General features: G+C 36.5%; 10 protein-coding genes. 3 read left to right on the forward strand and 7 right to left on the reverse strand.

Features of this window, described 5'->3' with window-relative positions; translation table 11 throughout:
- Positions 1-74: 74 nt before the first annotated feature.
- Entirely contained in the window at positions 75-272 is a 198-nt protein-coding gene (locus tag ACT9TX_RS09325; protein ID WP_481338013.1) for a hypothetical protein, read from the reverse strand.
- A gap of 314 nt (positions 273-586) precedes the next feature.
- Here ACT9TX_RS09325 and ACT9TX_RS09330 point away from each other — a divergent pair, with 314 nt between their 5' ends.
- The gene (locus tag ACT9TX_RS09330) at positions 587-2065 is read left to right on the forward strand and encodes a xylulokinase (RefSeq protein ID WP_481338014.1); all 1479 of its coding nucleotides are present in this window, start codon (positions 587-589) and stop codon (positions 2063-2065) included.
- Between the two features lie 48 nt (positions 2066-2113).
- Here ACT9TX_RS09330 and ACT9TX_RS09335 read toward each other — a convergent pair whose 3' ends face one another.
- The 5 genes from ACT9TX_RS09335 to ACT9TX_RS09355 all read right to left on the reverse strand — a co-directional run bounded on the left by ACT9TX_RS09335 (position 2114) and on the right by ACT9TX_RS09355 (position 7932).
- Positions 2114-2974 carry a TraB/GumN family protein gene (locus ACT9TX_RS09335; RefSeq protein ID WP_481338015.1) on the reverse strand — a complete coding sequence of 287 codons (861 nt, stop codon included), beginning with the start codon at positions 2972-2974 and terminating at the stop codon, positions 2114-2116.
- A gap of 160 nt (positions 2975-3134) precedes the next feature.
- A complete protein-coding gene (locus ACT9TX_RS09340) occupies positions 3135-3395 on the reverse strand; it encodes a hypothetical protein (protein WP_481338016.1) in 261 nt (86 codons plus the stop codon).
- Between the two features lie 144 nt (positions 3396-3539).
- Positions 3540-4031, reverse strand: a complete 492-nt coding sequence (locus tag ACT9TX_RS09345; protein ID WP_481338017.1) for a hypothetical protein — start codon at positions 4029-4031, stop codon at positions 3540-3542.
- A 110-nt stretch (positions 4032-4141) separates the two neighbouring features.
- On the reverse strand, positions 4142-6535 hold the full coding sequence (locus ACT9TX_RS09350; protein ID WP_481338018.1) for a sodium-translocating pyrophosphatase: 2394 nt from the start codon (positions 6533-6535) through the stop codon (positions 4142-4144).
- A gap of 179 nt (positions 6536-6714) precedes the next feature.
- Entirely contained in the window at positions 6715-7932 is a 1218-nt protein-coding gene (locus ACT9TX_RS09355; protein ID WP_481338019.1) for a serine hydrolase domain-containing protein, read from the reverse strand.
- 236 nt (positions 7933-8168) lie between these two features.
- Here ACT9TX_RS09355 and serA point away from each other — a divergent pair, with 236 nt between their 5' ends.
- Both serA and ACT9TX_RS09365 read left to right on the forward strand, forming a co-directional pair.
- Positions 8169-9407 (forward strand): phosphoglycerate dehydrogenase, encoded by a 1239-nt coding sequence (gene serA, locus ACT9TX_RS09360; RefSeq protein ID WP_481338020.1) that lies wholly within the window; start codon positions 8169-8171, stop codon positions 9405-9407.
- Positions 9408-9703: 296 nt separating this feature from the next.
- Entirely contained in the window at positions 9704-12133 is a 2430-nt protein-coding gene (locus ACT9TX_RS09365; RefSeq protein WP_481338021.1) for an LTA synthase family protein, read from the forward strand.
- Positions 12134-12261: 128 nt separating this feature from the next.
- Here ACT9TX_RS09365 and ACT9TX_RS09370 read toward each other — a convergent pair whose 3' ends face one another.
- On the reverse strand, positions 12262-12402 hold the full coding sequence (locus ACT9TX_RS09370; RefSeq protein ID WP_481338022.1) for a hypothetical protein: 141 nt from the start codon (positions 12400-12402) through the stop codon (positions 12262-12264).
- Positions 12403-12614: the final 212 nt, after the last annotated feature.

Consider the following 12614-nt stretch of genomic DNA (forward strand, 5'->3'; position numbering starts at 1 on the left):
TATCTCTGTAATAAAGTTGTGAAATAAAATGCAACTTCTTTGCTCTGTATTTTACTAACCTAAAATAATTGGCCTTAATAAGATTCTTCTTCTGTTGCTTCTTGTAGCATTTTCTTAAACTGATGCACACCAATAAATAACGCTGCAATACAAGCTAGAGATAAAGTGACACCTAAATAGCTACCGCAAATAATACCATCAATTAAACTGTAAATAGCGCCTAGTAAAATAGCTGCTAAACAAAGTGCTGAGATAATGATTAAACGTCTCATAAGGCAAAGTTTTTTGGTGATGAATGTGACTAAGATGCAGTCAAGGAATTATTCCATAAAAGTTGCCATTTTTTATTTGGAATTATAAAAAATTTCCTGCCTAGGAAATTGAGATTTCCTGCTTAGGAAAATTATTTTCCTACCTAGGAAATTTCTATCGGCATACTAGGAAATTTTTGACGTCTTATCTGCGCTTTCATTTTTTGAAGAAAGACTGATCGCATTAAAATCAAAAGCTACAAACTTTTTTTCGTTTGCAATCGGTTTCAATGTAACATTGTGTTTTGTAATTAGTCACTTTTCAAATCACAATTATGTTATTGCTTGGTATAGATTTAGGTACATCTTCTATTAAAGTGTCAGTAGTAGATGCTGCTTCGCAAAAGACCATCGTGTCGGTACAGTATCCTGAAACAGAAACACCCATTATTGCAGTGCAACCAGGCTGGGCAGAGCAAGATCCTAATACTTGGTGGCAACATGTACAGCAGGCTATTTTAAAAGCGAATGCTTCTGGTACTTACAATCCTAAAGATGTTGCTGCTATTGGTATTGCTTATCAAATGCATGGTTTGGTGTGTGTAGATAAATCGCAAAATGTATTGCGTAACAGTATTATTTGGTGCGATAGTAGGGCAGTACCTTATGGCAATAAGGCATTTGACAGTATTGGTCACGATGTATGCTTGTCTAAATTATTAAACTCACCCGGCAATTTTACAGCTAGTAAGCTAGCTTGGGTAAAAGAAAACGAGCCAGCTATTTATGCGCAAATAGATAAAGTGATGTTGCCAGGTGATTTTATTGCTATGAAATTAACTGGCGACATTACTACATCGGCTTCTGCTTTATCAGAAGGCATTTTATGGGATTTTTCTACCAATACGATTTCTAAAGATGTGTTAGATTATTATGGTTTTGATGCGTCTTTATTTCCTACTGTTAAAGAGGTTTTTACAGACCACGGTAGGTTAAGCAGTGCAGTAGCAGATAGCTTAGGCTTGAGTAATAATATTCCTGTTACTTACAAAGCAGGTGACCAACCAAACAATGCGCTATCATTGAATGTGCTACAACCAGGTGAAGTAGCTGCAACGGCAGGTACATCTGGTGTAATTTATGGTGTAGGTGATGGTTTGGGTTATGATGAACAATCGAGAGTGAATGGTTTTGCCCACGTTAATCATACCGCAGAAAATACAAGAGTTGGTACGTTGTTATGTATTAATGGTACAGGTATTGCCAATAGTTTTACCAAAAGAATGTTGGCTTCGGATAAAAGTTACAATACTATTAACGACGAAGCCGCAAAAATTGCCATTGGCAGTAACGGCTTAAGTGTATTACCATTTGGCAATGGTGCAGAGCGTATTTTCAACAATACAATTGTAGGTGCACATTATCAAAACCTAGATTTTAATTTGCATTCACAAGCCCATGTTTTTCGTGCTGTGCAAGAAGGAATTGCCTGCTCGTTTAGGTACGGTTTAGATATTATGCGTAGCAATGGTATGCAGCCATCTGTAATTCGTGCTGGTAAGGCTAACTTGTTTTTAAGTTCGGTATTTGCAGAAGCATTTGTAAATGTGACCAATGTGCCTGTAGAATTGTACAACTGCGATGGTAGCGTAGGTGCAGCATTAGGTGCAGGTATTGGCGCCAATATTTTTGCCTCAGAAAAAGAAGCATTTGCCAATATGCAACCGCTACAATTAATAGAACCTACTGCTGTGGAAGCTTATAACACTGTTTATGACAATTGGAAACTGCTATTAGACAAACAGATTGGATAGGGTAAAATGATGCAGACAATACTCATAAAGTTTGGCTGCATCGTTTCTTTAATTAAACACTGGTTCAACTTTATAACCTTGTTTACGAAGCAAATAAATAACGCCATTTATACCGCCTAAATGCGCTGCGCCTACGGCAAAAAATGTAGGTTTTTCTTTCGCTTGGGCAATAATTACAGGTATCCAATTTTGATTACGGTTTTGCAACATCATTGCATCGTATTTACCAAATTCAGGGTCTTTGGTAGTTAGTTGTTGCATGGCATTTACATCTTTTGAAAGATATACTTTGCCTAATTCTGCAAATTGAAGTCTTGCACTATCTAAGTTGTACAGCATATTCTTTAGCATATCTGCTTGCACTTTAAAAGGTATCGTATCAAATACACGCATTTGGTACTCGATAGTTTCTAGCCCTATTAAATCCATACTTCTTTCTTTAGCCATGGTTTGAAAATGCTTTTCAAAACCATCAGGATTACATTTTAAGATGGCAGGAAATACAGCGCTCATTAGCAACATTGGCTTGGCTTTGCCCATTAAACTTAATGGCATGCCAGCTGTATTTTTAAAAATGGTATTCATGCTGTCGTAATCTGCTTTACCTACTAGTTTTTCTAATGAGCAAGTATCAGGCATCATCATACTTTTCATGGTTTTAGCCATCATGTTGGGGTCGTCTAAATCTATTTCAAGATATAGTTGTTTGCTTCTGTTGAATGCTGTTTTAATACTTGAATCTATCACAATTTGGTCGGGGCACATTACATGTATAGTGCCATATAGGTAAGACGCTTTTTTGATGTCTTTGCCTGAAATTTTCCATAATAGCGTTTTCTCAGTAGGTATTTGTGCAAATGAAAAAGCAGTAAAATAGCAGGTAGCAAAAAAAGCTATAACGTATTTCATAACTGTGAATTTGTAAGTAAAATTCACGTAAATGTTTCAATAAATCTATAAAATTAAAATGCCCCCAAAAAGTGGGGGCAAATGCGATGTAACTGGTTAAATGCTTAGGTACATCATAGGATTTTGATGGTCTTTCATCAAAGGATATAGAATAGAGATTTTAATTGCATTTAATATTACAACCACCTGGAAGCGCTTTTCCTGTTGGCTCTGCTGTGTATCCTGTAGATACGTCAGCCCATAAAAATTTTACTGTGTAATAATGATTGATTACTAATTGGTCACCTTTGCAGCAAGAAAAATCTTTTTCTTTTTTGTAGTGTTTACCGAACATGTTAGTGAATGGTGCTGTGATAGATGCTGTCACAACGATTGCAGAAACTGCAATGAAAGCAGTGTTAAGCTTTAGCTTTGTAAACATAGGATTTGGTTTTTGTAATTATGGATTTGTAGCCCAAAAGTACAACATTTTCAATTAAATACGCAGTCTTTTGTTAAAAAGTTTCTTTTTTAAATATTTTTTAAGCATTTTTTAAGGTTAGCTACGCAATAATTCTGAAAAACGTTATTTTTTTGTTTGATATACACCTACAAAGTAGCTTTTTAGAGAAACAATTCTTAATCTGTCCTTATCAATAAATGCTTTTCGGTATTCTTTAAAGTTGCCTTTTTTATCTGCAAAACCTATAATGCAACTCAAAGGCTCTTTACCACTCTGTAAAATTACCTTTGGCATAATACCAAAATTGGGTATCCCCAAAGAGTCTGTTACCGCAAGTTCTTTGTATTTTATACGCATATTGTATTTAAAGGTTTCTTTGGTTTCGTATACATCTACAGAAAATACCCACTTATTAAACTCATCTGGCACGTTTTTACTAAAGCTTGCAACTGCCTTTTGGTTAATAATCTTTCTAAAGTTTGATATTGTATCGTTTGTAATATAAGTAGTGGTGTCATTTGTATCTGACGATTGTAACTCATTGTTTTTGTTAGAATTACACGATGCTACAACCATGATAATCATACTTAAAAGCCCTAATTTTTTGATAGTCATATTCAATATTTTTGGCTAAAATTAAGATATATAGTTTAATGTGATAGTATTTGACATAAAAAATCCCATCTTTTTTAGATGGGATTTTTTATGAAATATATGAACAAGAATTATTTTTTTGCTGGTAAATACTGAATGTATTTTTTACTTTCTTCTGCTGAAAGCGTTTTGCCATTAATTGAAATAATACCGTTGTTGATGTTTAACTTAATATCATTGCCAGTAGCTAAACCATCTTTTTTAAGCGCTTCAATTAAAGCATCAGGCGATTTAGCTTCAGCATTTACAGTCACAGTACTATCAGTAACTGTTTCTTTGTTTACAATACTTACTTCTATTTTTTTAGTAGTAGGCACGCTAGCTTCGGTTTTATGCATTTGTGCAAGACTAGGCGCTATTACCAATGAAACAATAGACATCAATTTAATCAAGATATTCATTGATGGGCCAGAGGTATCTTTAAATGGATCGCCAACTGTATCACCAGTTACAGATGCTTTGTGCGGTTCAGATTTTTTGTAGTACATCTCACCATTTATCTCTACGCCTTTTTCAAAGCTTTTCTTAGCGTTATCCCAAGCACCACCAGCATTATTTTGAAAAATACCCATTAATACACCACTTACTGTAGCACCTGCTAAAAAGCCGCCTAAAGCTTCTGGACCTAAAATAAATCCAATTAATAATGGTGATATAATAGTGATGGCACCAGGCAACATCATCTTTTTCAAAGATGCTTCTGTAGAAATAGCCACACATTTATCATATTCTGGTTTTCCTGTTCCTTCCATAATACCAGGTATGGTTCTAAATTGGCGACGTACTTCTTCTACCATAGCCATTGCTGCTTCACCCACTGCACGAATGGCTAGTGAAGAGAAGATAAAAGGAATCATGCCACCTACAAAAAGCGCCGCTAACACATCTGCTTTATAAATATCAATGTGTTGATTGCTAGGCATAGCAACACCTACAAACGCAGCAAATAAAGCTAAAGACGTTAATGCAGCAGAAGCGATAGCAAAACCTTTACCACTTGCAGCAGTAGTGTTACCTACAGCATCTAATACGTCAGTTTTCTCACGAATTTCTGGCGGTAATTCGCTCATTTCTGCAATACCACCTGCATTATCTGCAATTGGGCCAAACGCATCAATAGCTAATTGCATACCCGTTGTTGCCATCATACCAGCAGCAGCAATGGCCACACCGTACAAACCAGCACAGGCAAATGAACCATAAATACCACCAGCTAATACTAGTATTGGTAAAAACGTACTTTCCATACCAATAGCCAAACCACCAATAATATTGGTAGCGTGGCCTGTTGCAGATTGACGAATAATACTCAACACAGGACGCTTACCCATAGCAGTGTAATATTCTGTAATAATGCTCATTAAAGCACCAACTACCAAGCCAACAGCAATAGCACCAATTACACCATTACGTGTAAATTCAAGCCCACGCAACGTCATGGTTTCTGGTAAAATATTGGTTACTAGAAAATAACAGGCAACAGCAGTTAACACCATTGAACCCCAGTTACCCATGTTCAACGCATTTTGTACTGCATGCGTGCTGATACCAGCAGAATCGCTGATGCGCACAAAAAAAGTACCTATAATTGATAATAAAATACCTACACCTGCAATTACCATTGGTAGCAATATTGGAGATAAGCCACCAAAGGCATCTATCAATTTTCCACCAGTTGCATTGGTCACTTCTTGGCCAAGTACCATAGTTGCCAATACAGTAGCCACATAGCTACCAAATAAATCAGCACCCATACCGGCCACATCACCTACATTATCACCCACATTATCTGCAATAGTTGCAGGGTTTCTTGGATCATCTTCTGGTATACCTGCTTCTACTTTACCTACTAAGTCTGCACCTACATCGGCAGCTTTGGTATAAATACCACCACCAACACGTGCAAATAGTGCAATTGATTCAGCACCCAATGAAAAGCCTGTTAATACTTCAATGGTGCGCAACATACCTGCGGCATCACCATCTGGTGAAAAGAAATGCTTTAATATTAAGAACAAACCACCAAGACCAAGAACCGCCAAGCCAGATACACCTAAGCCCATAACAGCACCACCAGTAAATGATACGTTTAGTGCTTTTGATAAGCTTGTTTTAGCAGCCTCAGCAGTACGAACGTTAGCTTTAGTGGCTACTTTCATACCTATGTAGCCTGCCGTTGCACTAAATACTGCACCAATAACAAAAGAGATTGCAATGCTCCAATGACTGCCTTCATTTTTGGTAGCCATAAAACCTAATAGTAATGCAACAATAACCACAAAATAGCCTAAAATTTTCCACTCTGCCTTCAAGAAAGCCATTGCACCTTCAGCTATATAGGTGCTTATTTCTTTCATCCTGTCGTTACCTGCGGGTTGCTTAGAAACCCAACTAAATTTGAGTAAAGTGTACAAGAGACCAACAATGCCCATTGCTGGCACGGCATAAAAAAACAAATTGTTCATACGCAAGTTTTCGTTTTAGAGATTTAGTTTTTGTAAGGATTTCAAAAGTAGGGGAAACATGTATGCAATATGCAATCGTTTACGAAAAATGTTAAAAAGTTGCAAATATGGTAAGGTTTGCGGTTAATAATACCGTAAGAACTCATCAGATAATGGTATTATTTAATTGCCTAAAAAAGCTATTCTATCGTTTTGGTAGTATCAACAACACCAGTAAATACAGATGACATTTTGCTTGCAGCGTAAATATTTCTATTGAATTTATTGCCCAAAATAATAATGGTAGCTGTGTCTTTAATTAATCTTTGAAAAACAGAATTATTGCCATGCCACCAACCGTTGTGGTACACAATCGTTTGGTCGGGTTTAGTGATTAAGCGCCAGCCAAGGCCATAATTATGTTCGCCTCTTTTCTCGTTGCTGTAGCCTGCAAAAGCCATCTCTAAAGTTTTTGGGCTTACAAATTTGCCTGCATATAAGGCTTTATCCCATTGCAACAAATCTCTTACGGTACTGTACACATTTTTATCTCCATACACACAATCTAGCTTGTCAAACCTAAAAGGTGCCCAATTTGGCTGGTACGATGGATGATAATTAGCCGTATCTTTTTTACTAAATACAAAACTACTTTTCATGCCTAGTGGTACAAATACACTATCCATCATGTAGCGAGGAAAATCTTGTGCTGTTACTTTTTCTACTATTAAAGCCAATAAAGCATAGTTGGTATTACAGTAGCGAAAAAATCTATCAGGTGTTCCTTCAAGGGCAATTTTATGATCAATCATGTATTGCAACACATCGTTATTGCTAGCAATGCCTTTAAAGCCTGCTTGCCTGTTGGTTACTACACGTCTTACACTGATTGTTTTACCTTTTTTGTTCTTTTTTCTAATAATTTCTACGGTGTTACCGCCATCCATAAAATGCACATAATTGGCTAAGGCACTTCTATGAGTCAATAAGTTTTTAATGGTAATATTAGCATAAGGAAACGTTGGTAAATATTGCTGTACATTATCTTCAATGTTTAGTTTACCTTGTTCCATTAGGTGCAATATCACCATGGCAGTAAAGGTTTTAGAAGTAGAAGCTATATGAAAAGGTGTGGTAGCTGTAATGCTGTCTTTGGTTTTATAATCGTACAAACCATGATAATCTTCAAATACAATTTCGCCATTTTTTGCTGCTATTATGGCACCATTAAAACCTTTTTGTAATAGCATTGATTGATACAACGGTGCTATAAGCGATGCATAATATTCTTTTTCCTTTGGTGTAATTGGTGCAAAACTTACTGCTTTTGCTATGGTTTTTGTGGTATGATTAGTAGGGGTGTTGCTACAAGCTAAAACTAAAAAAGAGAGAACCGGAATTATCTTAAATTTCTGCATCAGACACTATTTTTACACTTGCGGCAAATATAGGGGTTGCTATTTGCGCATTTGAAATTTGAAGTTTAGAATTTTGAATTTCAGTAACTACTATCGCTTCTTTAAATTTCGCTACAATAAGTTTAGATTTTAGTAAACTAATTGTAAAATATTCAAGAAAAAGGCTAGTATTCTTTAAGAATTTGTAATTATTTTCAAATTGGCTAAATGATTTCTAATTTATTTATTTTTGCGCCATGAGTAAGCAAGAATTGACCAGCTATCCAAAAGAAAAGATTAAGATTTTATTCTTAGAAAACATTAGCGATAAAGCGGTTCAAAAGTTTAAAGAAAATGGCTACACCAATGTCACCAAACTTGGTGGCGCATTAAGTGAAGACGAGTTAATAAAAGCAGTAAAAGATGTTCACTTACTAGGTATTCGTTCCAAAACACAAATCACCAAAAAGGTTTTAGATAGTGCCGCAAAATTGCAAGCCATTGGTTGCTTTTGTATTGGTACCAATCAGGTAAATTTAAAAGAAGCTACCAAACAAGGTATCACCGTTTTTAATGCACCTTACAGCAATACACGTAGCGTGGCAGAGTTAGTAATTGGCTTAAGCATCATGTTGATTCGCAGAATACCAGACAAAAACGCGGCTGCGCACAAAGGCATTTGGAACAAAGAAGCCAAAGGTAGCTTTGAAATGCGTGGTAAAACCCTTGGTATTATTGGCTATGGTAGCATTGGTTCTCAGCTAAGTATTATGGCCGAAAGCCTTGGTATGAAAGTGCGTTTTTACGATACTGAAACCAAATTGCCACTTGGTAATGCCATTGCCTGCAAAACATTAAAAGATTTGGTAAGCACTTCTGATATTATTTCTTTACACGTACCAGAAACAGCGCAAACCAAAAACTTAATCAATAAAAACAACCTTAAGCATTTTAAGCAAGGTTCTATTTTAATTAACTATGCCCGTGGCGAAGTAGTTGATTTAGATGCTTTGGCAAAATGCTTAAAAGATGGGCAGTTGAGTGGCGCTGCAATTGATGTTTTCCCTTGGGAGCCAGAAAAAAATGGCGATACATTTACCACACCATTGCAAGGTTTAAGCAATGTGATTTTAACCCCACACATTGGCGGTAGCACCGAGGAAGCGCAAGAAAATATTGGTGACGATGTGAGCAATAAATTGTTCCAATATCTTGAAAAAGGTATTACCAACGGCTCTGTAACCTTGCCTGCTATTGGCTTGCCACCGGTTGAAGGTGCGCATCGTATTTTGCATATTCACAACAATGTACCAGGTGTTTTAAGCGCTATCAATACTGAGTTAAGTAAGCACCACATCAATATTGTGGGCCAATACTTAAAAACCAACGACGATATTGGTTATGTGGTGTTAGACGTAGATAAAAAACTATCAAAACAAGCAGCAGAACTATTGCGCAATGTAAAAGAAACTATCAAAGTGCGTATGTTGTACTAGTATTTTCTTTGTGTTACCAGCAGTTGTATTGCTATTTAGCTGCTGTTGCGTCCACACTTGTACGTTCTAATCGCTTTGCAGCTTTTTTATAAGAATCAATAAATGTTAAATAACCCAAGCCATTCGGCTTGGGTTATTTGTGCTATTAGATTTGCCAATGTTTTAACAAAAGCATTTGTGTAAACAAAACGGTATTTGTGGGTTTGCTGAGTAAAAAACAAAGCGTAAGTGCTTTCTCCAAAATACTTGCTCAAAAAATTAATAATAAATTAATTTTACCGGCTTAACCCTCCTTAATGTTATCGAGAATTACTGCTTTCTTACCTACTTATTATCGTGTTTGGCTGTCTTTTACTGTTACTTTCTTTTTGGTAAGGCTTTACGAATATTGTTTACTAGCTTCTAAATTTTTTGTGCCACATGCTTATACTTATGAGCTTGTGGGTGTATTGTATGATGTGTGGGCTGCTTGCATAATTGGTATGTTATTACTATTACCTTATTTGTTATTGAGCCTTATTAATAAGCACTTTACCAAAGCTGTATTGCAAATAGTACATGTGTTGCTGTTAATGATGTACATCGCTTTAATCATCACTTTCTCTGAGAGAAATACCCCATTTGACCATGAATTTTTTACCAGAAGTAGACACGAATCTTGGTTTACTACCAAGCAAATGATGACGAGTGGCATTACGGTGTACTTACCTTTTGTTGTATACATTACAGGCTATTTTCTGTTGTACCAATGGTGGCTTCGCAAAATGAATGTTAGTGGAAAAGTAATTGTGGCTTTTGTTGGTATCACTGCTTGTAGCACTGTTGGTATAAAGTATTCTAATCCATCTGAAAGTACTTTTAAGCAAACGGCTGCTTATTATTTAACCAGCAATAAATTAAGCTTTTGGGCATACGATAGCTACCACTATTTTGCTACCAAGGGGCAGTTTGATGCAAGTAACCTTACAGCAGAACAATTGCAATCAGAGATTCAATTTTACCAACAAAACCAACCTCTTCAGTTTACCAGCCAAGAGTATCCGTTGTTGCGTAAAAACAATGATAAAGATGTGCTAGGTAGCTTCTTTAATCTTGATACTACCACACCACCCAATATTGTGTTGCTAGTGGTAGAAGGCTTGTCTCGTGACTTTAGCGGCCGCAATGCTTATGCTAGTAGCTTCACACCGTTTTTAGATTCTTTGGCTACAAAAAGCCTAGCTTGGGATAATTTTTTAAGTACCGCACCGGGCACTTTTGCAGCGCATCCTGCTTTGTCTGGTTCGTTGCCTTATGGTAGAAGGGGTTTCTCTCTCATAGGTACAATGCCTAACCATTTATCATTGATAAAACTGTTGCGTAGCAATGGCTATAAGACTAACTTTCTGGTAGGCTTTAATCCAGACTTTGATAATATGGGCGGCTATATTCGCCTGCAAGGCACCGACTTTATGCTGTCTAAATATGGAGCAAAGTACAAGCAAATGGGTATGGGTAAAGAAGGTTGGTCTATGGGCTACCCTGATGATGCTTTATATAGCCGTGCCTTTGAAGTAATGGACTCTTTAAACTTCGAACCCTACTTTAATATTTATCATACAGGCACTACGCACATGCCTTACTTGTTTGAGCAAAAGCCGCAGTACGAGAAGTTGTTTGACAAAAAAATGAAAACCTTAGCCGTATCGGCTGACATGAAGAAAACGCTGAAAAGCTGTAAAGATGTGCTGGTAACTTTTATGTTTTCTGATGATTGTATCAGACAGTTTTTTAAAGACTATGCTAAGCGACCTGAATATAAAAACACCATCTTTTTTATTACGGGTGATCATCATATTGGGTCTTTTCCTTCCACTGGTGATATAGACGATTACCATGTGCCTTTGATAGTATATTCGCCTATGTTAAAAGCGCCTAAGCGCTTTTTATCGGTTAATTCTCACAACAATATTGCGCCTACTATTACATCGCTGTTGCTTAATAATTACAAGCTGCCTTATCAGCCAAAAGAAGTGAACTGGATGGGTGGTGTACTAGATACAAGCACGCAGTTTCGTAATATTCATGCTATGCCGTTTATGGCTTGGAGCCGTGAAATTAACGACTACATTTACAAAGAGTACCTGCTATCTGGTACGCAATTGTACAAGTTAACGCCTGATTTACTGCAAGTGCCTTACGAAAATGACAGCCTTAAAAAGCATATTACCCAACTGCTTAATAATTTTAAATTAATCAACTCGTATGTGTGTGACAATAACAAGATTTTTCCTGTGAGCCAAAACCCTGCGATAGGCGAGAAGCAGTTGTTGTACGAATTTAACGAGCCACAGCAGCATAACTTTTACACCAAAAGTTCTGATACGGCTGTAATGCCTATTTTTAAAATACCAGATGGCTATAAGAACTTGTACATAGAAATGACAGGCGATGTAAACCTGCTAACCGAGTGCGAAGAAAATGAAAATCCTGCCTTGCGTTTTGGATTGGTAGATACGAAAGACGACGGTAAAAACTACGTGTACTGGAGTAACCGCAACATCTTTTTAATGAACAACGATTTTAAAATTAGGCAGTGGAATCATGTATCTACCAACGATTTGTTTTCGTTAAATGACTACCGCCAATACCACCATTTGGTATTTGAACTAGCCATTTACACACAATTGCTACCCATGAATGTGCAAATGAAAAACTTGAACGTGAAAGTGTTTGGGGTAAAGTAAAGTGGAACTGCTAGGTGTGGTAAAATAGTGTACGTAAACTCGTTGTGTAATAAAATGGAAGCCTTACGCTGAGTGGTAAGTGGTGGAAACTACACCGATTCAAGGGAATGATTTAATATGTCAAATTGCTATGTATAATAAAACTGCCAATTACTTTCATATTTTGTGTCAAAGTTTTCTTTGCTTTCAAAGTCTAGGCTAATATCATTAAAACTAGAAATTTTCAAGTCAAGATATTTTTCTACCAATACAAAGTATTCCTCTTTCATCTTTTGGTAAATAGGCAAATTCTTATTGTCGTCAATTTGGTTATTTGTATAAAGCCAAACAGTCAACCACCGCTATGCACTTGCCATACATTACCCTTTACATAAGAATGTAAAAATGATTTCAAAATGTCTTCCGGTATATACTTACCCATTAAATCGTTTTTGTAGTTAATGATTGTCTGGTTGTGTCATAAGAAATTTGTTTCGCTCTC

Source organism: Parasediminibacterium sp. HNIBRBA5674 (genome assembly GCF_056745525.1).

Excerpts from the sequence above, each read along its gene's own strand:
- ACT9TX_RS09345 (WP_481338017.1), bottom strand. The coding sequence starts at position 4,031 with ATGACTATCAAAAAATTAGGGCTTTTAAGTATGATTATCATGGTTGTA.
- ACT9TX_RS09335 (WP_481338015.1), bottom strand. The coding sequence starts at position 2,974 with ATGAAATACGTTATAGCTTTTTTTGCTACCTGCTATTTTACTGCTTTT.
- ACT9TX_RS09330 (WP_481338014.1), top strand. The coding sequence starts at position 587 with ATGTTATTGCTTGGTATAGATTTAGGTACATCTTCTATTAAAGTGTCA.
- ACT9TX_RS09340 (WP_481338016.1), bottom strand. The coding sequence starts at position 3,395 with ATGTTTACAAAGCTAAAGCTTAACACTGCTTTCATTGCAGTTTCTGCA.
- ACT9TX_RS09355 (WP_481338019.1), bottom strand. The coding sequence starts at position 7,932 with ATGCAGAAATTTAAGATAATTCCGGTTCTCTCTTTTTTAGTTTTAGCT.
- ACT9TX_RS09350 (WP_481338018.1), bottom strand. The coding sequence starts at position 6,535 with ATGAACAATTTGTTTTTTTATGCCGTGCCAGCAATGGGCATTGTTGGT.
- ACT9TX_RS09325 (WP_481338013.1), bottom strand. The coding sequence starts at position 272 with ATGAGACGTTTAATCATTATCTCAGCACTTTGTTTAGCAGCTATTTTA.
- ACT9TX_RS09365 (WP_481338021.1), top strand. The coding sequence starts at position 9,704 with ATGTTATCGAGAATTACTGCTTTCTTACCTACTTATTATCGTGTTTGG.
- ACT9TX_RS09370 (WP_481338022.1), bottom strand. The coding sequence starts at position 12,402 with ATGAAAGAGGAATACTTTGTATTGGTAGAAAAATATCTTGACTTGAAA.
- serA (WP_481338020.1), top strand. The coding sequence starts at position 8,169 with ATGAGTAAGCAAGAATTGACCAGCTATCCAAAAGAAAAGATTAAGATT.